General features: G+C 68.3%; 19 protein-coding genes and 1 riboswitch. Of the genes, 14 read left to right on the top strand and 5 right to left on the bottom strand.

The annotated features are described in order from the left end of the window. The first annotated feature begins 71 nt into the window (after window positions 1–71). From guaD to BKK79_RS05100, 4 genes are all read left to right on the top strand, one after another. Window positions 72–1,397 carry a guanine deaminase gene (gene guaD / locus BKK79_RS05085; protein ID WP_071011835.1) on the top strand — a complete coding sequence of 442 codons (1,326 nt, stop codon included), beginning with the start codon at window positions 72–74 and terminating at the stop codon, window positions 1,395–1,397. Window positions 1,398–1,613: 216 nt separating this feature from the next. Next, on the top strand, window positions 1,614–2,750 hold the full coding sequence (locus BKK79_RS05090; protein WP_071038426.1) for a fatty acid desaturase: 1,137 nt from the start codon (window positions 1,614–1,616) through the stop codon (window positions 2,748–2,750). 105 nt (window positions 2,751–2,855) lie between these two features. After that, window positions 2,856–3,068: riboswitch (yybP-ykoY riboswitch) on the top strand. Window positions 3,069–3,121: 53 nt separating this feature from the next. After that, window positions 3,122–3,697 (top strand): TMEM165/GDT1 family protein, encoded by a 576-nt coding sequence (locus BKK79_RS05095; protein ID WP_071011833.1) that lies wholly within the window; start codon window positions 3,122–3,124, stop codon window positions 3,695–3,697. 159 nt (window positions 3,698–3,856) lie between these two features. After that, window positions 3,857–4,291, top strand: a complete 435-nt coding sequence (locus tag BKK79_RS05100; RefSeq protein ID WP_071011832.1) for a YXWGXW repeat-containing protein — start codon at window positions 3,857–3,859, stop codon at window positions 4,289–4,291. A gap of 259 nt (window positions 4,292–4,550) precedes the next feature. Here BKK79_RS05100 and BKK79_RS05105 read toward each other — a convergent pair whose 3' ends face one another. Further along, window positions 4,551–5,759 carry a urate hydroxylase PuuD gene (locus BKK79_RS05105; protein ID WP_071011830.1) on the bottom strand — a complete coding sequence of 403 codons (1,209 nt, stop codon included), beginning with the start codon at window positions 5,757–5,759 and terminating at the stop codon, window positions 4,551–4,553. Between the two features lie 31 nt (window positions 5,760–5,790). After that, window positions 5,791–6,144, bottom strand: coding sequence for a hydroxyisourate hydrolase (uraH, locus tag BKK79_RS05110; protein WP_071011828.1), 354 nt, complete (start codon window positions 6,142–6,144; stop codon window positions 5,791–5,793). A gap of 336 nt (window positions 6,145–6,480) precedes the next feature. Between uraH and BKK79_RS05115 the strand changes: the two genes are divergently transcribed. From BKK79_RS05115 to BKK79_RS05135, 5 genes are all read left to right on the top strand, one after another. Then, window positions 6,481–7,224, top strand: coding sequence for a GntR family transcriptional regulator (locus BKK79_RS05115; protein ID WP_071011825.1), 744 nt, complete (start codon window positions 6,481–6,483; stop codon window positions 7,222–7,224). A 164-nt stretch (window positions 7,225–7,388) separates the two neighbouring features. Beyond that, window positions 7,389–8,795 carry a nucleobase:cation symporter-2 family protein gene (locus BKK79_RS05120; RefSeq protein WP_071011824.1) on the top strand — a complete coding sequence of 469 codons (1,407 nt, stop codon included), beginning with the start codon at window positions 7,389–7,391 and terminating at the stop codon, window positions 8,793–8,795. 109 nt (window positions 8,796–8,904) lie between these two features. Next, window positions 8,905–9,855 (top strand): allantoinase PuuE, encoded by a 951-nt coding sequence (gene puuE, locus BKK79_RS05125; protein WP_071011822.1) that lies wholly within the window; start codon window positions 8,905–8,907, stop codon window positions 9,853–9,855. Continuing rightward, complete coding sequence (gene uraD, locus BKK79_RS05130) at window positions 9,852–10,370, top strand: 2-oxo-4-hydroxy-4-carboxy-5-ureidoimidazoline decarboxylase (protein WP_071037266.1); 519 nt, start codon at window positions 9,852–9,854, stop codon at window positions 10,368–10,370. The genes puuE and uraD overlap by 4 nt, the downstream gene beginning before the upstream one ends. Before the next feature lie 161 nt (window positions 10,371–10,531). Then, a complete protein-coding gene (locus BKK79_RS05135) occupies window positions 10,532–11,617 on the top strand; it encodes a porin (RefSeq protein ID WP_071011818.1) in 1,086 nt (361 codons plus the stop codon). Between the two features lie 72 nt (window positions 11,618–11,689). Here BKK79_RS05135 and BKK79_RS05140 read toward each other — a convergent pair whose 3' ends face one another. Beyond that, window positions 11,690–12,577, bottom strand: a complete 888-nt coding sequence (locus BKK79_RS05140) for a haloalkane dehalogenase (protein ID WP_071037267.1) — start codon at window positions 12,575–12,577, stop codon at window positions 11,690–11,692. 287 nt (window positions 12,578–12,864) lie between these two features. Here BKK79_RS05140 and BKK79_RS05145 point away from each other — a divergent pair, with 287 nt between their 5' ends. The 4 genes from BKK79_RS05145 (at window position 12,865) to BKK79_RS05160 (ending at window position 16,160) form a co-directional block, all read left to right on the top strand. After that, complete coding sequence (locus BKK79_RS05145) at window positions 12,865–13,509, top strand: helix-turn-helix transcriptional regulator (protein WP_071011815.1); 645 nt, start codon at window positions 12,865–12,867, stop codon at window positions 13,507–13,509. Further along, window positions 13,506–14,474: a threo-3-hydroxy-L-aspartate ammonia-lyase gene (locus BKK79_RS05150; protein WP_071037268.1), complete on the top strand. Its 969-nt coding sequence runs from the start codon at window positions 13,506–13,508 to the stop codon at window positions 14,472–14,474. Before BKK79_RS05145 ends, BKK79_RS05150 begins: the two co-directional genes overlap by 4 nt. A gap of 134 nt (window positions 14,475–14,608) precedes the next feature. Beyond that, complete coding sequence (locus BKK79_RS05155; RefSeq protein WP_071037269.1) at window positions 14,609–15,643, top strand: MerR family transcriptional regulator; 1,035 nt, start codon at window positions 14,609–14,611, stop codon at window positions 15,641–15,643. Window positions 15,644–15,917: 274 nt separating this feature from the next. Further along, a complete protein-coding gene (locus tag BKK79_RS05160; RefSeq protein ID WP_071037270.1) occupies window positions 15,918–16,160 on the top strand; it encodes a hypothetical protein in 243 nt (80 codons plus the stop codon). 138 nt (window positions 16,161–16,298) lie between these two features. Here the strand turns inward: BKK79_RS05160 and BKK79_RS05165 are convergent, their stop codons facing one another. Then, the gene (locus BKK79_RS05165) at window positions 16,299–18,620 is read right to left on the bottom strand and encodes an NADP-dependent malic enzyme (protein ID WP_071011810.1); all 2,322 of its coding nucleotides are present in this window, start codon (window positions 18,618–18,620) and stop codon (window positions 16,299–16,301) included. Between the two features lie 353 nt (window positions 18,621–18,973). Further along, window positions 18,974–19,582: a DUF4136 domain-containing protein gene (locus BKK79_RS05170; protein WP_071016210.1), complete on the bottom strand. Its 609-nt coding sequence runs from the start codon at window positions 19,580–19,582 to the stop codon at window positions 18,974–18,976. 218 nt (window positions 19,583–19,800) lie between these two features. Between BKK79_RS05170 and pepN the strand changes: the two genes are divergently transcribed. Continuing rightward, a complete protein-coding gene (gene pepN / locus BKK79_RS05175; RefSeq protein WP_071037271.1) occupies window positions 19,801–22,506 on the top strand; it encodes an aminopeptidase N in 2,706 nt (901 codons plus the stop codon). Window positions 22,507–22,606: the final 100 nt, after the last annotated feature.

Genomic DNA, 22,606 nt, shown 5'->3' on the forward strand with positions numbered 1-22,606 from the left:
GCGAGGCGCAATCCAAGAACAACCGGCGTGCCAGGGCTGCGGCCCGCGCCGCCGGGCCCTGAGACGAACCCATGACGACCACTCCCGCCAACGCCTCCCCCAGCCACGCGAGCCAGGCCACCCGCGCCGTGCGCGGCCGCGTGCTGCACTTCCAGCGCGACCCGCAGTTCCATGAGGACGCCTATCAGTACTGGGAGGACGGGCTGCTGATCATCCGCGACGGCCGCATCGTCGCCGCCGGCGACCATGGCCGCCTGGCCGCGGAAATCCCTGCCGGCGCCGAAGTGATCGACCACCGCGGCAAGCTGATCGTGCCGGGCTTCATCGACACCCACGTCCACTTTCCGCAGACCGACATCATCGCCTCGCCGTCGCCAGGCCTGCTGCACTGGCTGGAAACCTATACCTTCCCCGAGGAACGCCGCTTCGAGGACCCGGACTACGCGCGCGGCGTGGCCGGCTTCTTCACCGAGGAACTGCTGCGCAACGGCACCACCAGCGCGGTGGTCTGGAGCACGGTGCACGCCGCCTCGGCCGACGCGCTGTTCGCCGAGAGCCACCAGCGCAACCTGCGCATGGTCACCGGCAAGGTGCTGATGGACCGCAACTGCCCCGAATTCCTGCGCGACACCGCGGAATCCGGCGCGCGCGACTCGGCCGAGCTGCTGTCGCGCTGGCACGGCAAAGGCCGCCTCGGCTACGCCATCACCCCGCGCTTCGCACCGACCTCGAGCGAGGCCCAGCTGGCCACCTGTGCGGAACTGGCGCGCGCCTACCCGGACGCCTACATCCAGACCCACGTGGCGGAGAACCGCGACGAGGTCAGATGGGTCGCCGAACTGTTCCCGCACGCGCGCAGCTACCTGGACGTCTACGACCACTACGGCTTGCTGCGCCCCGGCGCCTTCTACGGCCACGCCATCTACCTGGACCAGGACGACCGCCGGCGCCTGGCCGACAGCGGCGCCGCAGTGGCGCACTGCCCGACCTCGAACCTGTTCCTCGGCAGCGGCTTCTACGACTTTCACCAGTCCGACGCCAACCGCCTCAATGTCACGCTGGCCACCGACGTCGGCGGCGGCACCTCCTTCTCCATGCTGCGCACCATGAACGCCGCGCACAAGGTGGCGCGCATGGGCGGCTACTACCTGACCGCACTGCGCATGTTCTACCTGGCCACGCGCGCGGCCGCCGACGCGCTAGGCTGGTCCGAGCGCGTCGGCAGCTTCACGCCCGGCTGCGAGGCCGACTTCATCGTGCTCGACCCGCAGGCCACGCCGCTGATCGCACGCCGCAGCGCCCGCTCCGAAACGCTGGAAGAGCAGTTGTTCGCCTTCGCGATGCTGGGCGATGACCGTGTCATCGACCAGGTCTATGTGATGGGCGAGGCTGTCTGAGAGACGCCCAAGGCACTTCGTCGCGGCATGGCGCCCCGCCGCCGCGCCATGCCCGCCCCCTGTTGACCACGGTCAACACGGCCGTCATGCAGGGCCACTAAGCTGTCGCTTCGCGCGCGGCCTGCCGGCGCGCCGGGCCAAGACCGGTCCCGGCCGCACGCCGCGCGTCACCGACCTTGGAAAAACCGCATGACCGCCAAGCTGCAAGCCCGGGCCATGGAGCCCTGTCCCGACACCACCGCCGCGCCGGCGCCCGGCGCGCGCCGGCAGGCACCGCTGCCCGAGCCGATCGCGCCCGATGCGCCGCTGCCCTCGCGCAAGATCATCCGCGGCTGGCTGATCCCGCTGGGCCGGCGCACCACGCCACTGCCGCTGGCGCTGACCCTGCTCGACACCGCGCTGTTCCTGGCAGTCCTCGCCGGCGTGGTGCTGGCGCCGCACTGGGCGGCCAAGCTCGGCCTGGGCATCCTGGCCGGCCTGATGATCGCCCGCCTGTTCATCATCGGCCACGACGCCTGCCACCAGAGCCTGACGCCCCGGCGCGGCCTCAACAAATGGCTCGGGCGGCTGACCTTCCTGCCCTCGCTGACACCGTACAGCCTGTGGGAGATCGGCCACAACGTGGTGCATCACGGCTACACCAACCTGAAGGGCTTCGACTTCGTGTGGGCGCCCTACTCGCTCGAGGAATACCGCGCGCTGCCGCGCTGGCGCCGCGCGCTGGAGCGCGTCTACCGCACCGGCCTCGGCCCCGGCCTGTACTACCTGATCGAGATCTGGTGGCTCAAGCTGTTCTTCCCCAGCAAGCGCCAGATGCCGTCCCGGCGTGCCATCTTCACCTGGGACTGCCTGCTGGTGGCCGCCTTCGGCGCGGCCTGGATCGGCGCGCTGCTGGCCCTGGCCGCGGTCACCGGCCAGTCGGCCTGGATGCTGCTGACGATGGGCTTCGTCGTGCCCTTCCTGGTCTGGAACGCCACGGTCGGCTTCGTGCTCTACGTGCACCACACCCACGCCAGCGTGGCCTGGTACGAGACCAAGGCGATGTGGACGCGCGCCCAGCCCTTCGTCTCGACCACCGTGCACCTGCGTTTCCGCTACGGCATCGGCGCCGCGCTGCACCACATCATGGAGCACACCGCCCACCACGTGGACATGAGCGTGCCGCTCTACCACCTGAAGCGTGCCCAGGCCGTGCTCGAGCACGCGCTGCCGGGCCGCATCATCGTGCAGAACTTCTTCTGGCGCTGGTACTTCGACACCGCACGCCGCTGCAAGCTGTATGACTTCAAGGCGCTGTGCTGGACCGACTTCCGCGGCCGCCAGACCAGCGAGAACTCGCCCGTTCCCGTCTGAAGCGACGGGAACGCGCCGGCGCGGGGCACCCGCCGGCCATGGCGCCGGCACGACAGAGCGCCCGCACCGCGGCCGGCGGCGGTGGACTTGCCCGCCACGGCAACGCTATAATCCGCACTTCCATTGGGGAGTAGCCGCTCCGCCGTCACCGTCCCGCGCAATGCGGGAGCCGGAACGCGGAGGCGTACGTCAACAGACTTGACCGCTTGCGGTTATGGCGTGCGCAGCTTCCGGGACCAGGGCCTGCCATCCGGCGCGGCCCGTGCCCAGGGCCTGGCGAGACCGATGACGTCGCTTTTCCGGACAGGGCCGGGGAAGGCGTGCGTCATTGGCATCTCGCAGATGCGTCCGGCCCGGTGATCTCAAGAAAAATGGAAGCCTTCCTCGTCTCCACAGGTATCGTCGCCCTCGCCGAAATGGGCGACAAGACGCAGTTGCTGTCGCTCGTGCTGGCCGCGCGCTACCGGCGCCCGCTGCCGATCATCCTCGGCATCCTGATCGCCACCCTGGTCAACCATGGACTGGCCGGCGCGCTCGGCGGCTGGATCACCCATATGGTCGGCCCCTCGCTGCTGCGCTGGATCCTGGGCCTGGGCTTCATCGCCATGGCGGCCTGGATCCTGATTCCCGACAAGCTCGACGACGTCGAGCAAGGCAAGCCGGTGCGCGGCGCGCTCGGCATCCTCGGCACCACCATCGTCGCCTTCTTCTTCGCCGAGATGGGCGACAAGACGCAGATCGCCACCGTGGCGCTCGGCGCGCGCTTCAGCGGCGAAGTGCTGGCCGTGGTGGCCGGCACCACCTTCGGCATGATGCTGGCCAACGTGCCCGCCGTGCTGCTGGGCGGCCGCTTCGCCGACAAGCTGCCGATCGGACTGGTGCACAAGATCGCCGCCGCCATCTTCGTCGTGCTGGGCGTGCTGGCGCTGCTGGACGTCGGCGCCTGAGCGCGGCACGCGCGCCGGCCCCGCCGGCGCGGAAACGTGCGCTTACAACTTGCTGTCTCACCGCCCTCCCCCTCGCCCGTTAAGGAAGCAGCACTGGAACGGCCTGGCCGCCGGCCACGCCGCCCCAGGCGGATCGAATCTTGACGAGGAGAAGGATTGATGTCGAACCAGACAACACGCCCGCGCCGGGCCATGCACGGCCGGCGCGCCGCACGTGCCGCGCAGGCGGCCCTGGCCGCGCTGGCCGCCGCCGCCGCGCTGAGCGGCTGCGTGACCGAGCGCACAGTGGTGGTGCGCGAGCCGGCGCCGCACCAGGTCGTGCGGGCCATGCCGGCACCGGTGCACGAGGACCGCGGCCCGGCCCCTGGCTACGGCTGGAACTGGGTGCCCGGCCACTGGAAGTGGGCCGGCAACGACTGGCTGTGGGTGCACGGCAAGTGGGTCGAGCAGCCGGTGGCGCCGATGCCGCCGGTGATCGTCGAGCAGATCACGGTTGCGCCCACGCCGCATGCCTTCTGGGTGCCGGGCCACTGGGTGTGGCGCTATGAGGCCGGCGGCGGCTGGGCCTGGGTCAAGGGCCACTGGCACGGCTGAGCCTGGCTGAATGTACCGCTCGCGTACTGCCCGCGTGCCGCCGCCTGCGGCACGCCCGCTGCGGGCATAAAAAAACGGGGCACGAGGCCCCGTTCAAACCCTCTCCGGCCCTGCTGCCGGCCACCCCGCGCGAACGCGGGGACGGCCGGCGGACCGTCGATCACCGATCTTCCTGCCAAGCAGCGCCCTCGCGGCGCGCGCCTGGCGCGTCGGCGCTGCCGACCCGGCTGCTGTGGCCCGCCGGGCCGGCCCGCCACCTTCAGTTCGCCGTCTTGGCGCCGCCCTCGAACCACTGGCCCAGCAGCGCGCGCTCGTCATCCGTGATCTGCGTGACGTTGCCCAGCGGCATCGTCTTCTGCTGCACCGCCTGCTGGTAGATCAGCTGCGCGTGCGACTTGATCTCGTCCGCCGAGTCGAACATGATCCCCTTGGCCGCGGTCGGCATCATCTTCGGCTGGGCCGCGTGGCACTGCACGCAACGGGCGTTGATGATCTCCTGCACCTTGGCGAAGCTGACCTGGTTGGCGGCGCCGTCGGCGTCGCTGGCGGCCACCGCGGGACGCGGCTGCGGCGCGATCATCACCGCCACGCCGGCCAGCAGGGCCACGCCCACCGCGGGCCAGGCGACGTTGATCTTGCCCTTGTGCTTGAGGATGAAGAACTGGCGGATGAAGACGCCCGCCGCCATGATCATCACCAGCACCAGCCAGTTGTACTTGAAGCTGTAGGTCATGCTGTAGTGGTTGGACAGCATGGCGAACAGCACCGGCAGCGTGAAATACGTGTTGTGCACGCTGCGCTGCTTGCCGCGCTTGCCGTGGATCGGATCCACCGGCTGGCCTGCCTTGAGCGCTGCCACCACCTTGCGCTGGCCGGGGATGATCCACACCAGTACGTTGGCGCTCATGATGGTCGCGATCATCGCGCCGGTCAGCAGGAACGCCGCGCGGCCCGAGAATACGTGGCAGGCCACGAAGGCCGCCGCCACCACGTACAGGGCCACCAGCACCCCCACCAGCCCGTCGTTCTTGCCGAAGATGCGGCAGATGCAGTCGTAGACGATCCAGCCGATCAGCAGGTACGAGACCGCGAAGCCGACCGCCGCGCCGGGCGACATGTCGAACACGTTCTTGTCGATCAGGAAGGTGCTGGCATTGAACAGGTACAGCACCACCAGCAGCGCAAAACCCGACATCCAGGTGGAATAGGACTCCCAGTAGAACCAGTGCAGGTTCTCCGGCAACTGCTTGGGCGCAAGCAGGTACTTCTGCGGATTGTAGAAGCCGCCGCCGTGCACGGCCCACAGCTCGCCATCGACACCCTTGTCCTTCAGGTCGCCGGCGGTGGGCTTGGTCAGGCTGTTATCCAGCCAGACGAAGTAGAAAGACGAACCGATCCACGCGATGGCGGTGATGACATGCAGCCAGCGCAGCAGCAGATTGGCCCAGTCGAGAATATAGCCTTCCATGACTTGTCTCCTGTTTCCCGATGCCGTCGGCTCAGCTGCCGCGGTAGGTCGAGTACGACCACGGCGAGACCAGCAGGGGCACGTGGTAGTGCGCGCCCGTATCGGCAATGCCGAAGCGCAGCGGCACCACGTCGAGGAAGGCCGGCTCGGGCAGGCTCACGCCGCGCGCGCGGAAATAGTCTCCGGCATGGAATTCGAGTTCGTACACGCCGGGGGCGAAGGCCTCGCCTTCCAGCAGGGGCTGGTCGCAGCGGCCGTCGTGGTTGGTCACGACCGTCTTCAGGGTTTCGCGGCGATTGTCGACAATTTTATGCAGAGTGATCGACATACCTTGTCCGGGCGTGCCGGCTGCCGTGTCGAGCACGTGAGTGGTCAAGCGTCCCATCCTGTCTTCCTTAGGGCTGTGGGTTGTGAGGGGCGCCGCTGCCTTCACTAGCACCGGATTGGGGAATCCGGTGCCCGCTCGGTACGTGTTTCCAACGCATCCCGGCGCTGAACCGATTGCGGGCGACGATGCGCCCGACCGGTCCGTTTGACAAATCAGGGATAACCCGAGGAATCCGGCGGATATCCGGGGATTACCCTTGCCTGTCGAAAACATGGTTTTGTTTTGTTGACAATATTGAAGGCACAGCCAAATAATTGTCAACAATTTTCGGATCGCCATCCGCCTCCCGCAGTCCCCCGGCGGCCGCATCCCCTCCCCTTAGCTGGTGCCACGATGTCCAAGAATCTCAAGCTGATTGCCGGTGCCGAAGACACCCTTGCCCCCAGCGCGGCACGGCCCGCGCGCAAGGGCCCGGTCGAAGAGCGCATGTATCACGAAATCTACGACGCGATCATGGAGCACCGGCTGCCGCCGCGCACCAAGCTGACCGAGCACTCGCTTTGCGAAATCTATGCCACCGCGCGCCACACCGTGCGCAAGGTACTGTCGCGGCTGGCCGCCGACGGCATGGTCGACCTGGAGCCGAACCGCGGCGCCTTCATCGCCAGCCCGTCGACCGACGAGGCGCACGATATGTTCGAGCTGCGCCAGATGATGGAGCGCGCCGTGCTGGAGAAGGTGGCCGGCATGCGCGATGCGCGCGCCGTGGTGGCGCCGCTGCGCAAGATGGTGGCGGCCGAGCGCCAGGCCTTCCTCAGCCATGACCGCCCGACCTGGATCCGGCTCTCGGCCGAGTTCCACACCGCGCTGGCCGAGCTGTCGGGCAACGCGCTGCTGGTCAACATGATGCGCCGCCTGGTCTCGCGTACCACGCTGATGATCGCCAGCGTCGAAGCTCCCGGCAACAATGCCTGCTCGTTCGACGAGCACGAAGAGATCCTGGATGCCCTGGAACAGGGCGACGCCGCCCTCGCCCAGGCGCGCATGGCGCACCACCTTGGCGCCTGCGCGGACCGTGTGCAGCCCGACGAACCGGGCACCTTCGACCTTCGCAGCGTGCTGGGCCGCTCCACCTAGCGCCTTGTCGTTCCCGCCGCCGCGCCAGATGACGCGGCCTGCGCGACAAGGCCCGAATCCTGCTCATGACACAGCGTCCCCCCAGAGGGCGCGCAGTGCGGGACCGGGTTGCAGACCGCGGCGCGACGGCGTTCCCACCAAACCCAAGGAGAGGAGACACTTCGATGACTAGCGCAAGCACCACGGTCCCCACGGACCTCACCAACGAGCGGTTGCCTTCGGGCAGGCTGCTCGCGCTCGGCCTGCAGCACGTGCTGGTGATGTATGCCGGCACCGTCGCCGTTCCCCTGATCGTCGGCGGCGCGCTCAAGCTGCCCAAGGACCAGCTTGCCTTCCTGATCAACGCCGACCTGTTCGCGGCCGGCATCGCAACGCTGATCCAGGCCTTCGGGGTGTGGAAGTTCGGCATCCGCATGCCGGTGATGATGGGCGTGACCTTCGCCTCGGTGGCTCCGATGATCGCCATCGGCTCGGATCCCAACGTGGGCCTGCTCGGCATCTACGGCGCAGTGATCGCGGCGGGCATCTTCGGCATCCTGGTGGCGCCGCTGATGGGCCGCATGCTCGGGCTGTTCCCGCCGGTGGTGACCGGCACCGTCATCACGCTGATCGGTTTCTCGCTGATGCGTGTCGGCATCAACTGGGCCGGCGGCGGCCAGCCCACGGTGCGCGCGGTGATCGACGGCGTGGTCAAGGACGTGCCCAACCTCGCCTACGGCGACCTCGGCAACCTCGCCGTCGCCGGCCTGGTGCTGGTGGTGATCCTGCTGCTGACCCGCTTCGGGCGCGGCCTGGTCGCCAACTGCGCGGTGCTGATCGGCATCATCGTCGGCACGCTGGTGTCGATGGCCATGGGCAAGGTCTCCTTCGAGGGACTCAACGAAGCCAGCTACGTGGCCGTCATCACGCCGCTTCACTTCGGCATGCCGACCTTCCAGCTCACCGCCGTGCTGTCGATGTGCATCGTGATGCTGATCACGCTGGTGGAGTCCACCGGCATGTTCCTGGCGCTGGCCGACATCACCGGCAAGCGGCTGAGCAACGCCGAACTGACCAACGGCCTGCGCGCCGACGGCCTGGGCACCGTGATCGGCGGCCTCTTCAATACCTTCCCCTATACCTCGTTCTCGCAGAACGTCGGCCTGGTCACCGTGACCGGCGTGCGTTCGCGCTACGTGGCGGTGGCCGGCGGCATCGTGCTGATCGCCTTCGGCCTGTTCCCCAAGATGGCCCACGTGGTGGCCTCGGTGCCGCAGTTCGTGCTGGGCGGCGCCGGCATCGTGATGTTCGGCATGGTGGCCGCCACCGGCATCCGCATCCTGGGCTCCTGCGACTTCAACCGCAACCGCCACAACCTGTTCATCGTCGCGATCGCGATCGGCTTCGGCATGATTCCGACGCTCGCGCCGACCCTGTTCCAGTACCTGCCGAAGTGGACCGACCCGTTCACCCACAGCGGCATCGTGCTGGGCACCATCGTCGCCGTCGTGCTGAACCTCTTCTACAACGGCATCCAGTCCCGCGAGGAAGCCATGCGCCACGCTGCCGCCAACTCGCACGGCACCGAGTAAGCGCGCGGCGGCCCCGTCCGCCGTCGCGCAGCACCGGGGCTGCCCCGCGCCAGCGGAGGCCCCCGGGCTTCACCGGTGCCCGCCCGTCCTCTGATGTGAAAAGACCCAGATGAAAGACCAACACTATCCACGCGATCTCATCGGCTACGGCGGACAGCCGCCGCACGCCCGCTGGCCGGGCGGCGCACGCATCGCCGTCCAGTTCGTCCTCAACTACGAGGAGGGCGGCGAGAACTGCGTGCTGCACGGCGACCCCGGCTCCGAGCAGTTCCTCTCCGAGATCATCGGTGCGGCGGCCTACCCCGACCGCCACATGAGCATGGAGAGCATCTACGAGTACGGTTCGCGCGCCGGGGTCTGGCGCATCCTGCGCGAGTTCGAGCAGCGCGGCCTGCCGCTCACGGTGTTCGGCGTATCGATGGCGCTGCAGCGGCATCCCGAAGTGACCCGCGCCTTCGTCGAGCTGGGCCACGAGATCGCCTGCCACGGCTGGCGCTGGATCCACTACCAGGGCCTGGACGAGAACATCGAGCGCGAGCATATGCGTATCGGCATGGAGATCATCAAGTCCCTGACCGGCTCGCTGCCGCTGGGCTGGTACACCGGCCGCGACAGCCCCAACACGCGCCGGCTGGTGGTGGAGCACGGCGGCCTGCTCTACGACTCCGACTACTACGGCGACGACCTGCCGTTCTGGACCGAGGTCGCGCTGGGCAACGGCGAGAGCAAGCCCCACCTGGTGGTGCCCTATACGCTGGACACCAATGACATGCGCTTCGCCACCGCACAGGGCTTCAACACCGGCGAGCAGTTCTACCAGTACCTGAAGGACGCCTTCGACGTGCTCTATGCGGAAGGCGACCCGGCCGGGCTGGACCGTCCCAAGATGCTGTCGGTCGGCATGCACTGCCGGCTGCTGGGCCGCCCTGCCCGCTTCCGCGCGCTGCAACGCTTCCTCGACTACGTGCAGGGCCACGACAAGGTCTGGATCTGCCGCCGCGTCGACATTGCCCGCCACTGGGCCGAGCACCATCCCCACACTTCCGCCAAGCAAGCATGAGCCAGACCTATACCCTGAAGCAGTTGAACACGATGCCCGAGGCGGAGTTCATCGCCGTGCTGGGGGGCATCTACGAGCATTCGCCCTGGGTGGCCCAGGGCGTGGCCGCGCGCCGGCCGTTCGCCAATGCGGCCGAGCTGGCCGACGCCATGCGCGCCGAAGTCGACGCGGCCGGCGATGCCGCCCAGATCCGCCTGGTGCGCGCCCACCCGGAACTGGCCGGCAAGGCCGCGGTGCGCGGCGAGCTGACCGCGGAGTCGACGCGCGAGCAGAGCGGCGCCGGACTCGACCGCTGCAGCCCCGAGGAATTCGCCCGCTTGCAGGCACTGAATCAGCGCTACAACGAGAAATTCGGCTTCCCCTTCATCCTCGCCGTGCGCGGCTACGACCGTGCCGGCATCATCGCGGCCTTCGGCGAGCGCGTGGAAAACGAGCCGGCGGTCGAGTTGCAAACTTGCATCAACCAGATCCACCGCATTGCACAGTTCCGCTTGAACGACTTAGTATCCGGCTGAACCAAAAAACGCATCCTGCATCAGCGAGCCAGAAGAACGAACAAGGAAGCCGCCGGATCCCCATCCGATGCCATCCAGGCGGCCGAATCAGAAGAAGAACCCTGCTGGGTCCAGCACACACAGAGCGTTCCGAAACAGGATCAACCACGGAGGTCTTTACCATGCAGAAGCAGTTCACGCCGGCCCTCAAGCTGGCAGCCTTGGCCGCAGCCCTTTTCAGCGGCACCGCGATGGCCCAGTCCAGCGTCACGCTGTACGGCCAGGCCGACATGTTCGTCGGCGGCGTCAAGAACCCCGGCTCGACCAACCGCGCCTGGGTCGCCAACTCCGGCGGCATGCAGACGTCGTACTGGGGCATCAAGGGCACCGAGGACCTGGGCGCCGGCACCAAGGCCATCTTCGACCTGAACGGCTTCTTCCGTACCGACCAGGGCGCGATGGGTCGCTTCAACGGCGACACCATGTTCAGCCGCAATGCCTTCGTCGGCCTGCAGAACGACAAGTACGGCACGGTCAAGCTGGGCCGCAACACCACCCCGTACTTCGTCTCGACGATCCTGTTCAACCCGCTGATCGACTCCTACGTGTTCTCGCCGATGGTGTTCCACACCTACTTCTCGGCGGCCAACAGCAAGGTCTTCGATCCCGGCATCGTCGGCGATTCGGGCTGGAACAACTCCGTGCTGTACTCCACGCCGAACTTCGGCGGCCTCACCGCCAACTTCATCTATGCCTTCGGCGAGCAACCCGGCGCCACCGGCAGGAACAAGTGGGGCGGCAACGTGATGTACTTCAATGGTCCGTTCGCCGCGACCGTGGCCTTCCAGCAGGTCAAGTTCGACAGCGTGCCGGGCGACCTGACCGCCTCCAGCAACGCCTTCCTGACCGGCTTCGACAAGCAGACCGCGGTACAGGGCGGCGCGTCGTATGACTTCAAGGTGGTCAAGGTGTTCGCCCAGGGCCAGTACATCAAGACCAATGTGAACACCAACGCCTTCGGCGACATCAAGCACACCAACGGCCAGATCGGCGCCTCGGTGCCCATCGGCGCCGGCAACCTGCTGGCTTCGTACGCCTACGACAAGACCACCAACAGCCAGAGCAGCTTCAAGCGCAACACCTTCGCGCTGGCCTACGACTACAACCTGTCCAAGCGTACCGACGTCTACGCCGCCTACTACTACGACAAGATCACCGGCATCGAGCAGGGCGACACCTTCGGCATCGGCGTGCGCCACAAGTTCTGACGCGCGGCGCCGCCCGCCACGCAAGAAAGCCCGCCTGCCAGCGGGCTTTCTTGCTTGCGGCCGGCCCGCGTTCTAGTTGCGCAGCGCCCGCACGAAGGCGGCCACGGCCGCGCCGATCTCGTCGGGACTGTCTTCCTGGATGAAGTGGCTGCCCCGCACGGTGACCTCGCGCTGCCCGGGCCAGCGCCGGCACAACTCGCGCTGGCGTCCGGTGAGGATCGAGCCCGGCTCGGCGTTGACGAACAGCTTGGGCACCGGACTGCCGGCCAGCCAGGCCGCATAGTCCTCGACCACCTGGACCACCTCGGCCGGCTCGCCTTCGACGGGAATCTGGCGCGGCCAGCTCAGCGTCGGCCTGCGGTCCTCGCCCGGCTGCGCGAAGGGGGCGCGGTAGGCCGCCATCTCCGCCTCGCCCAGCGGACGCAGCACGGAGGCCGGCAGCACGCGCTCGACGAAGGTGTTCTTGTCCAGCACCATCTCTTCGCCGGCCGGCGAGCGGAAACCCTGGAACACGCGGCGCGCGCTCTCCGGCCAGTCCGCCCAGGTCAGCGGTGCAACGATGGCCTCCATGTAGGCGATACCCTGCACACGCGCGGGATGCTGCCGGGCCCAGTCGAAACCCAGCGCCGAGCCCCAGTCATGCAGCACCAGCACCACGCGCTCGCCCAGGTCGAGCTGGTCGAGCAAGGCGAACAGGTAGTCGCGCTGCTCGGCGTAGCCGTAGCGCTGCGGGCCGGACTGCGGCAGCTTGTCGGAATCGCCCATGCCGATCAGGTCGCAGGCGACCAAACGGCCCAGGCCGCGGCAATGCGGCATCACATTGCGCCACAGGTAGGACGAGGTCGGGTTGCCGTGCAGGAAGACGATGGGATCGCCCTCGCCGACGTCCTGGTAGGCCATGCGGCTGCCCTTGACGATGGCGTACTGCTTCGGGGCAAAGGGGGCTGGGCTCAATGGCACGGGGTCTCCTTCATGCTGGGGTGGCAATGCAGGCTGCGCGCGCAGCGGCCGCGCTTCGGCGCAGGTCCATGTGTCGCTCCGCCCACCGGCGCATGCGATGCCTCAATCACATAACCTGCCGCGACGGCAGGCTTACGCCGGAGCACCTGGCGTGGACACCGCCCCATCATGACAGAGTGCGCCCGCTATATTTCCTGCGCCCTGCCCGTACTCCGGGCATCCCGCGCTTTCCCGCCGCCCAGCCCCGACATTGACACTTCGTCAGCACCTGACATAAAGTCCAAACCATGGAACGAGACGACGAAAACCGCCTGTTGCTGCGCGAGGCGCGCAAGATCGTGCAGGCGCTTGGCGAGACGCTTGCCCCGCTGGTCGAGGTGGTGTTGCACGACCTGACCCGCCCGGAGCATGCGGTGGTGGCCATCGCCAACAATCTGTCGGGCCGCCAGGTCGGCGAGCCGGCGACGGAGATCGGCCTGGCCCGCATCACCGACCCCGGCTATCCCGAGGTCATCCAGAACTATCCCAACCAGTTTCCCGACGGCCGGCCGGCCAAGAGCACCTCGATCGGCCTGAAGAACAGCGGCGGCGAATACGTGGCCGCCATCTGCCTGAACCTCGACACCTCGCTGCTGGGCGCGGTGACGGCCAGCCTGGGCCAGTTGATGCAGACCCGCAGCGGCGGGCCGCCGCTGCGCGAAGCGCTGGCGCCGCGCAGCGCCGATGAAGTGCGCGCCGCACTGGAACGCTTCGCCGCCGCGCGCAACACCACGCCGCTGGGCATGACGCTGGCACAGCGGCGCGAGGCCATGCGCGAGCTGGCCGACGCCGGCCTGCTCAACCTGCGCCGCGCCTATACCGAGGTGGCCCAGACCCTCGGGGTCGCCCGCTCCACCGTCTATACCTACCTGCCAACGGAAGATCGCCCATGACCGCCCTGCCCATCACCTTCGATGACGTCTCCGCCGCCCACGAGCGCATCCGCGGCGCCGCGCACCGCACACCGGTGCTGACTTCCACCACCGTCGATGCCGCCACCGGCGCCACGCTGTACTTCAAGTGCGAGAACTTCCAGCGCATGGGCGCCTTCAAGTTCCGCGGCGCCTACAACGCCATCGCCCAGTTCACGCCGCAGCAGAAGGCCGCCGGCGTGCTGGCCTTCTCCTCGGGCAACCACGCCCAGGCCATCGCCCTGTCGGCACGCCTGCTCGGCGTGCACGCGGTGATCCTGATGCCGGAAGACGCCCCGGCAGTGAAGATCGAGGCCACGCGCGGCTACGGCGCCGAGGTCGTGCTGTACGACCGCTACAAGCAGGACCGCGAGGCGCTGGCCGTGCAGCTGGCGGCCGAGCGCGGCCTCACGCTGATCCCGCCCTATGACCACCCGCACGTGATGGCCGGCCAGGGCACGGCGGCCAAGGAACTGTTCGAGGACGCCGGCCCGCTCGACCTGCTGCTGGTCTGCCTGGGCGGCGGCGGGCTGTTGTCGGGCTGCGCGGTGGCGGCGCGCGCGCTGCATCCCGGCTGCCGGGTGATCGGCGTCGAGCCCGAGGCCGGCAACGACGGCCAGCGCAGCCTGCGCAGTGGCGAGATCGTGCATATCGAAACGCCCAGGACCATCGCCGACGGCGCACAGACGCAGCACCTCGGGCAGTACACCTTCCCGGTGATCCGCACGCTGGTGGACGACATCGTCACGGTCAGCGATGCCGAGCTGGTCGACACCATGCGCTTCTTCGCCAGCCGCATGAAGATCGTGGCCGAGCCCACCGGCTGCCTGGCCGCCGCGGCGGCGCTGCAGGGCAAGGTCGACATCCGCGGCAAGCGGGTCGGCGTCATCGTGTCGGGCGGCAACGTCGACATGGTGCGCTTCGGGCAGTGGATGCAGGGCCAGTAGGCACGGCGACGCCGGGCTGCCCGGCCGCCCCGCCGCCTGCGGCCGGGCGGCTTCTTTTTTGTCCCCACCCCCTTGAGCCTCACGCAACGTGAGGAACCATCATCGTTCCACGCCTACGGGAAAAGGAGCCTGCGATGTTGTTGAGAGTAGGAGAACTGGCCAGGCGCAGCGGCCTGACGGTCAGGACACTGCACCACTACGACAGCATCGGACTGCTGGTCCCGTCGGCGCGATCCGACTCGGGCTACCGCCTCTACAGCCAGCGCGACGTCTCGCGCCTGCACCAGATCCAGGCGCTGCGGCGCTTCGGCGTCTCGCTGGCCGACATCGCCGCGGCACTGGAGCAGCCCGCGCTCACGCTCACCAGCGTCATCGCGCAGCAGATCCGCCAGTTGGACCGGCAGATCGCCGATTCGACGGTCTTGCGCGAGCGCCTGGCGCGGCTGCACGCCCAGTGCCTGGCGGGAGAGGAGCCCGAGATGGCCGACTGGCTGACGACCTTGGAACTGATGACCATGTACGACAAATACTTCACTCAACAGGAACTCGAGCAACTCCCCTTCTACCGCGCCGGACAGGCGGAACAACGCGAATGGGCCGCGCTGGTAGCGCGGGCGCAGGCACTGCTCGCCGCCGGCGGGTCGCCCGAGGACGAAGCGGCGCAGCACCTCGCCATTGAATGGATGGCGAAACTCGAGCGCGACACCGCCGGCAACCCGGGCCTGATGGCCAAGCTCAACCACATGCACGACAGCGAGCCGGCCATGCAGGCGCAGACCGGGGTCACGCCACAGGTGGTGGACTTCATCATGGCCGCCTTTGCCGAAACCAAGATCGAGCTCTACCGCAAATACCTGACTCCGGCCGAACTCGCCCACCTGAAGACCCACTATGTGGCCAATATGCGCGCGTGGCCGCCGCTGATCGCGGCGGTACGGGAGCTGATGGCCAGCGGTGTGCCCCCTACAGCGCCCGAAGCGGGTCGCCTGGCCGGCCAGTGGATGACGCTGTTCCGCGCCTTCGCCGGCGACGACCCGGCCACGCAGGGCAGGATCCGCACCGCGCTGGCAGCGGAACCCGGCTTGCAGAAGGGCACCTGGATCGACGACCTCCTGCTGGACTACCTGCGCCAGGCCGTGGCCGCGCTAAGCCAGCCCAGCCTGAATTGACTGCCGGATGCAGCGCCCGCCGGGAGGGTCTGCTGCCCAGTGCGCCCCCGCCGCATGCTGCGCCGCAGCGTCCTTAGCATCGCAATCCCGCGGGATCGAAAGCCGTTGCTCCATAGTCCGATTCAATTGGCGAGCCTTCGTCACCCTGCCTAGATTGGTTACCCGGGCATCGAATCGCCGATAGGCGACGGGAACGTCTTGTCCGCCTGCGGGGGCGACATCAAGGCGCGGCGCATCCCTTCTCTGCCCCGGAATAACCATAGCGAGGTGACACATGCGGCGCTACGCCAAGAGCAGATCGGAGCTGATGGCCATCCTGAACCAGTGTCTCGAAAACAATCCGGAATGCGGGGAATGCGAGTTGCATGCGATGCGGGAGCACCAGCCCGACCACACCGGCTGCAACTGGAGCGCTGAAGTCGACTTTCCGCAGGAGCCGGTCGACAATCTGCCGCGGCGCCTGGCGGCGGCCCGCTCGATCATCGTAGTGATGCGCGAACAGTACAACCTGCAGTAGGCTGCAGCAGCCTGCAGCAGGCGCGGCGAAAGCCGGGCATGAAAAAGCCGGACCCGAGGGTCCGGCTTTTTTTGTCTGCGCGGCGTCACCCGGGACGCCGGCGCGCGACCCGCGCCGGCGGGCTCGCGCTGCACCGCATCAACGCTGGGCGTTGACCTCCGCCACCGCCACCGCCGTCATGTTGACGATGCGGCGTGCCGTGGCCTGCGGGTTCAGGATATGCACCGGCTTGGCCGCGCCCAGCAGGATCGGGCCCACCGTCACGCCCTGCCCGCCGGTGATCTTCAGCAGGTTGAAGGCGATATTGGCGGCATCCAGCGTCGGCATCACCAGCAGGTTGGCGCTGCCGGCCAGCTTGGTCGACGGCAGGAAATGGCGGCGCACTTCTTCCACCAGCGCGGCGTCGCCCTGCATCTCGCCTTCCACCTCCAGGTGCGGCGCGGTGGCGGCGAGGATCTCGCGCGCGGCGCGCATCTTGCGCGCCGACGGACGGGTCGAGGAGCCGAACATCGAGTGCGACATCATCGCCACCTTCGGATGCAGGCCGAAGCGCGAGATTTCCTCGGCGGCCAGCTCGGTGATGGCGGCCAGCTCCTCGGCGGTGGGATCGTCGTTGACGAAGGTGTCGGTGATGAAGAGCGTGTACTTTTCCAGCATCAGCGCATTCATCGCTGCGAACACCTTGGCGCCCGGCGCCAGGCCGATCACGTCGCGCACGTGCTCGAGGTGGGCCTCGAAGCGGCCGACCGTGCCGCACAGCAGCGCGTCGGCATCGCCCATGTGCATCAGCATGGTGCCGATCAGGGTGTTGGAGCGGCGCAGCGCCACCTTGGCCATGTCGGGCGTGACACCGTCACGGGCGCGCAGCGCGTGGTATTCCTCATGGTAGGCGCGGTAGCGCGGATCGTCCTCGGGATCGATCAGCTCGAAGTCCACGCCCGGCCGCAGACGCAGGCCGGCCTTGTCGATGCGCATCTGGATCACGTGCGGACGGCCGATCAGGATCGGGCGCGCCAGGCCTTCGTCGACCACGCCCTGTACCGCGCGCAGCACGCGCTCTTCCTCGCCTTCCGCATAGGCCACGCGCTTGGGCGCAGCCTTGGCGGCGGTGAAGACCGGCTTCATGATCAGGCCGGTGTGGTAGACGTACTGCGTCAGTTGCTGGCGGTAGGCCTCCAGGTCCTGGATCGGACGCGTGGCCACGCCCGACTCCTCCGCGGCCTTGGCCACCGCCGGCGCGATCTTCTCGATCAGGCGCTGGTCGAACGGCGTGGGGATGATGTAGTCGGGGCCGAACTTCAGCTCGCGGCCGCCGTAGGCTGCCGCCACCGCCTCGTTCAGCTCGGCCTCGGCCAGCTCGGCGATCGCCTTCACGCAGGCCAGCTTCATCTCTTCCGTGATCTTGGTCGCGCCGCAATCCAGCGCGCCGCGGAAGATGTAGGGGAAGCACAGCACGTTGTTGACCTGGTTCGGGTAGTCCGAACGGCCGGTGGCGATGATGCAGTCGGGACGCGCGGCCTTGGCTACTTCCGGGCGGATTTCCGGCTCGGGGTTGGCCAGCGCCAGGATGATCGGCTTGTCGGCCATGGTCTTGACCATCTCGGCGGTCAGCACGCCGGCGGTCGAGCAGCCCAGGAAGACGTCGGCGCCCTTGACGATATCGGCCAGCGTGCGGGCCGAGGTGTCCTGCGCGTAGCGGGCCTTGTTGGCCTCCATGTTCGCGTCGCGGCCGACGTAGATCACGCCCTTGGAGTCGACCACCGAGATGTTCTCGCGCTTCACGCCCAGGCTGACCATGGTGTCGAGGCAGGCGATCGCGGCGGCGCCGGCGCCGGACACGGCCAGCTTGACCTTGCCGACATCCTTGCCCACCACCTTCAGGCCATTCAGCAGCGCAGCGGTCGAAATGATGGCGGTGCCGTGCTGGTCATCGTGGAAGACGGGGATGTTCATGCGCTCGCGCAGCTTCTTCTCGATGTAGAAGCACTCGGGCGCCTTGATGTCTTCCAGGTTCACGCCACCCAGCGTGGGTTCCAGCGCGGCCACGATCTCGACGATCTTGTCCGGGTCGCGCGCGTCGAGCTCGATGTCGAACACGTCGATGCCGGCAAACTTCTTGAACAGGCAGCCCTTGCCTTCCATCACCGGCTTGCCGGCCAGCGGGCCGATGTCGCCCAGGCCCAGCACGGCGGTGCCGTTGGTCACCACGGCGACCAGGTTGGCGCGCGAAGTGTATTCGGCCGCAGTGGACGGATCCTTGGCAATCTCCTCGCAGGCATAGGCCACGCCCGGCGAGTAGGCCAGCGACAGGTCGCGCTGGTTGGACAGCGCCTTGGTCGCGGTGACCTGGATCTTGCCCTTGGTCGGGCTGCGGTGGTATTCCAGCGCGGCCAGGCGCAACTGCGCCTCAGGACTGTTGGGGGCATGTTGCGGTGCATCACCGCTGGTCTTGCTGCTCATTCTGCTCGTCCGGTAAGAATGGCCTCATCCGCGCGGCCGGCCCGCGTCTGCGCGGGTCGTCCCCAGCGGCCGGGGCCGGAAGAATCGAAGGGCCATTTTAGCCCAGGCATCCTGTTCGAGAAGGCCCGAATGCCGCGCCAGTGGCCCAAAGCAGGGGAATTCCCCAGGTAAAACAGCTTTTACCCGGGCAGTGGCAATCGCGCCTGTCTGCGCGGCGCCGCAAGCGTGCAACGGTGGACAATTGCACGCACATGTAGCCGGTGCCTCTGGCGGAAGCGCCCCGCGCCTGAGGCGCGCAACGCGTGCCGCCAGGCGGGCCGCCCTCCCCTGCCCGGGGGTCCGCCAGCCGACACTCAGCGGTCCGCCTTGTCCAGCGGCAGCGTCACGCGCCGCGGCCGGCCGTCGTCCGCCGGGAAGTTGGCGAAGGCGCTGCGGATCAGGTAGGGCATGGCCGATTGCAACGAGCCCCCTTCGGTCTGCTGCCGCGCCGTCACCTGGTAGACCGGACGACCGCCGGCTGCCTCCTTGAACACGACCGACAAGGTGGCCACCGTCACCGGCACGTCGCGCACCACGGTCGCGGGTGGCCAGTAGCCGGGGCCCCAAGGTCCCCAAGGGCGGTAGGCGGCATAAGGTCCCCAGTACGGTCCCCAGGGCCCGTACCAGGGATCGGGATAGGCCGTGTCGACCACGCGCACCAGGCCGGGGGCCGCCTCATAGCTCATGCCGACCAGGTAGCGCGCCTGCGCGCGCGACACCTGGCTGAATCCGAGCGGCGCCAGCGTCTCGGCCAGCCATTGCTGGTAGGTCAGCCGATCGAGCTGGTCCTGCTGCGCCTTCTCCGTATCGAAGGCATAGGTGCGCGGCGCATCGTTCTGCCAGCCGGCCTGCTTGAAGGCCGTCACCTCGCTGGTCACCGTGCTGGCGCAACCGCCCAGCCACAGCGTGCCCAGCAGCACCATGCCCGCGGCGATGCCGCGCCCCGACCTGTCCGGATACCGCCACTTCATGATCGCCCCTCGCATGCTTCTATCGTTCCTGTCGTGTTGCCTGCACTCTCTGACCGCGGGCGCGCTCCAGGATTCCCGCCGGCCCGCGCCCGGCCCCTTGGCTACAATGGGGTTTTGGCCCGCGCCGCGGCGGCGCGGCGCCCCAACGGTCATCCGAGGACAGAACCGCCATGCTGCGCACCGACACGCCCGTCACCGTCTACCGTAAAGACTATAGTCCGCCAGCCTTCGCTTTCGATCATGTCGACCTGGTGCTCGAACTGGACCCGGAACGGACCCTGGTCACCAGCACCGTGCGCTTTCGCCGCACCGCCGCCGACGCAGCGCTGGTGCTGGCCGGCGAGGACCTGGAACTGGTCAGCGTGAAACTGGACGGCCAGGCGTTCGCCGCCACCGCCCAGGACGGCACGCTGACGCTGGCCGGCCTGCCTGGCGAAGGCAGCCTGGAAATCACCACCGCCTGCCGTCCCGCGGCCAACACCACGCTGTCCGGCCTCTACGTCTCCAACGGCAACTTCTTCACGCAGTGCGAGGCAGAGGGCTTCCGCCGCATCACCTATTTTCTCGACCGGCCGGACGTGATGACCACCTACCGGGTCACCCTGCGCGCCGACCGCGCCGCCTATCCGGTGCTGCTCTCCAACGGCAACCTGGTGGGCCGGCGCGAACTGCCTGCGGGGCGCCATGAGGCCGTTTGGGAAGACCCCTTCAAGAAGCCGAGCTACCTGTTCGCGCTGGTGGCGGGCAAGCTCGAATGCATCGAAGAACGGGTGGTATCGGCCTCCGGCAAGGAGAAGCTGCTGCAGGTGTGGGTCGAGGCGCAGGACCTCGGCAAGACGCGCCATGCGATGGACTCCCTGATCCATGCCATCCGCTGGGACGAACGGCGCTTCGGCCTCGAGCTCGACCTGGACCGCTTCATGATCGTCGCCGTCGGCGATTTCAACATGGGCGCGATGGAGAACAAGGGCCTCAACATCTTCAACACCAAGTACGTGCTGGCCAATGCCGAAACGGCCACCGACACCGACTTCGCCAATATCGAATCGGTGGTGGGCCACGAGTACTTCCACAACTGGACCGGCAACCGGGTCACCTGCCGCGACTGGTTCCAGTTGTCGCTCAAGGAGGGCCTGACCGTCTTCCGCGACCAGGAATTCTCCGCCGACATGATGGGCTCCGAATCCGGCCGCGCGGTCAAGCGCATCGAGGACGTGCGCCTGCTGCGCCAGGTGCAGTTCCCCGAGGACGCCGGCCCGATGGCGCACCCGGTGCGCCCGGACAGCTACGAGGAAATCAACAACTTCTACACGGTGACGGTGTACGAGAAGGGTGCCGAGGTCGTGCGCATGTACCAGACCCTGCTGGGCCGCGACGGCTTCCGCAAGGGCATGGACCTGTACTTCCGGCGCCATGACGGCCAGGCCGTCGCCTGCGACGATTTCCGTGCAGCCATGGCCGACGCCAACGGGCGCGACCTCGGCCAGTTCGGGCTCTGGTACAGCCAGGCCGGCACACCGGTGGTCAGCGTGCGCAGCGCGTGGGACGCCAAGGACGGCAGTTTCACCCTGACGCTGTCGCAGCATTGCCCCAAGGTGGGCATCGAGACGCGTGCCGGCACGCCGGACAAGCAGCCCTTCCACATTCCCTTCGCGATCGGCCTGATCGGCGCCGACGGGCGCGACCTGCCGCTGCACCTCGACGGCGAGGCCGGCGATGCGCCCGGCGCCGGCGACACCACGCGCGTGCTCGATTTCACCGGCGCCGAACAGAGCTTCCGCTTCACCGGCCTGCCGGCACAACCAGGTGGCGCCGCCCCGCTGCCCTCGCTGCTGCGCAATTTCTCCGCGCCGGTGATCGTCGACGCCGACTACACCGACGCCCAGCTCACCTTCCTGCTGGCGCACGACAGCGATCCCTTCAACCGCTGGGAAGCCGGCCAGCGCCTGGCCACGCGCGCGCTGCTGCAACTCGTATCGGACGCCCAGGCCGGCCGCGAACTGCGCCTGGCCCCGGAACTGGTGGCCGCCGTGCGCACGGTGCTGAGCGACGACAGCCTCAACCCCGCCTTCCGCGAGCAGGCCCTGCTGCTGCCGGCCGAGGCCTACCTGGCCGAGCGCATGAGCGTGGCCGATCCCGCCGCCATCCACCGCGCGCGCCAGTTCCTGCGCGAAGGCCTGGCGCGCGCGCTGCAGCCTGAGTGGCTGGCCGCCTACGAGGCCAACGCCACGCCGGGACCCTACAGCCCCGACGCGGCCAGCGCCGCCAAGCGCGCGCTGCGCAACCTGGCGCTGGGCTACCTGGCCGACAGCGGCGACGCCGCCATGCAGGCGCTGGCCGAGCGGCAGTACCACGCCGCCGACAACATGACCGATCGCTTCGCCGCGCTGAGCGCCCTGGTCAACAGCTTTGCGCCCGGCCGCGAAGCGGCGCTGGCCGACTTCTACCAGCGCTTCGAGCACGACGCGCTGGTGATTGACAAATGGTTCTCGCTGCAGGGCATGCAGCGCAGCGAGGTCGGCGCCCACGCCGGCAAGCGCACCCTCGACACGGTGCGCGCGCTGATGGAACACCCCGCCTTCACCCTGCGCAACCCCAACCGCGCACGCGCGCTGATCTTCAGCTTCTGCTCCGGCAACCCGGCGCAGTTCCATGCCGAGGACGGCGCGGGCTACCGCTTCTGGGCCGAGCAGGTGCTCGCGCTCGATGCCATCAATCCGCAGGTGGCGGCGCGGCTGGCGCGCGTGATGGACCGCTGGCAGAAGTACACGCCGGTGCTGCGCGATGGCATGCGCGCCGCGCTGGAGCAAGTGTCGGCAGCCCCGTCGCTGTCGCGTGACGTGCGCGAGATCGTCGGCAAGGCGCTCGCCGCCTGACACCGGGGGCCGCCGCCGGCTACCCGCCCGAAGCGGGAAGGCCGGCGGCGCCGGCCCGCCCCTGGCGGCCATGTAGAATTGCGGCCATCCAAGGAGAACC

Source organism: Cupriavidus sp. USMAA2-4, assembly GCF_001854305.1.
In the GTDB taxonomy this organism is placed as follows: Bacteria; Pseudomonadota; Gammaproteobacteria; order Burkholderiales; family Burkholderiaceae; genus Cupriavidus; species Cupriavidus malaysiensis.

Bases quoted from the DNA above. Each gene is read 5' to 3' on its own strand.
- guaD (WP_071011835.1), top strand. From the start codon at position 72: ATGACGACCACTCCCGCCAACGCCTCCCCCAGCCACGCGAGCCAGGCC.
- BKK79_RS05090 (WP_071038426.1), top strand. From the start codon at position 1,614: ATGGAGCCCTGTCCCGACACCACCGCCGCGCCGGCGCCCGGCGCGCGC.
- BKK79_RS05095 (WP_071011833.1), top strand. From the start codon at position 3,122: ATGGAAGCCTTCCTCGTCTCCACAGGTATCGTCGCCCTCGCCGAAATG.
- BKK79_RS05100 (WP_071011832.1), top strand. From the start codon at position 3,857: ATGTCGAACCAGACAACACGCCCGCGCCGGGCCATGCACGGCCGGCGC.
- BKK79_RS05105 (WP_071011830.1), bottom strand. From the start codon at position 5,759: ATGGAAGGCTATATTCTCGACTGGGCCAATCTGCTGCTGCGCTGGCTG.
- uraH (WP_071011828.1), bottom strand. From the start codon at position 6,144: ATGGGACGCTTGACCACTCACGTGCTCGACACGGCAGCCGGCACGCCC.
- BKK79_RS05115 (WP_071011825.1), top strand. From the start codon at position 6,481: ATGTCCAAGAATCTCAAGCTGATTGCCGGTGCCGAAGACACCCTTGCC.
- BKK79_RS05120 (WP_071011824.1), top strand. From the start codon at position 7,389: ATGACTAGCGCAAGCACCACGGTCCCCACGGACCTCACCAACGAGCGG.
- puuE (WP_071011822.1), top strand. From the start codon at position 8,905: ATGAAAGACCAACACTATCCACGCGATCTCATCGGCTACGGCGGACAG.
- uraD (WP_071037266.1), top strand. From the start codon at position 9,852: ATGAGCCAGACCTATACCCTGAAGCAGTTGAACACGATGCCCGAGGCG.
- BKK79_RS05135 (WP_071011818.1), top strand. From the start codon at position 10,532: ATGCAGAAGCAGTTCACGCCGGCCCTCAAGCTGGCAGCCTTGGCCGCA.
- BKK79_RS05145 (WP_071011815.1), top strand. From the start codon at position 12,865: ATGGAACGAGACGACGAAAACCGCCTGTTGCTGCGCGAGGCGCGCAAG.
- BKK79_RS05150 (WP_071037268.1), top strand. From the start codon at position 13,506: ATGACCGCCCTGCCCATCACCTTCGATGACGTCTCCGCCGCCCACGAG.
- BKK79_RS05155 (WP_071037269.1), top strand. From the start codon at position 14,609: ATGTTGTTGAGAGTAGGAGAACTGGCCAGGCGCAGCGGCCTGACGGTC.
- BKK79_RS05160 (WP_071037270.1), top strand. From the start codon at position 15,918: ATGCGGCGCTACGCCAAGAGCAGATCGGAGCTGATGGCCATCCTGAAC.
- BKK79_RS05165 (WP_071011810.1), bottom strand. From the start codon at position 18,620: ATGAGCAGCAAGACCAGCGGTGATGCACCGCAACATGCCCCCAACAGT.
- BKK79_RS05170 (WP_071016210.1), bottom strand. From the start codon at position 19,582: ATGGTGCTGCTGGGCACGCTGTGGCTGGGCGGTTGCGCCAGCACGGTG.
- pepN (WP_071037271.1), top strand. From the start codon at position 19,801: ATGCTGCGCACCGACACGCCCGTCACCGTCTACCGTAAAGACTATAGT.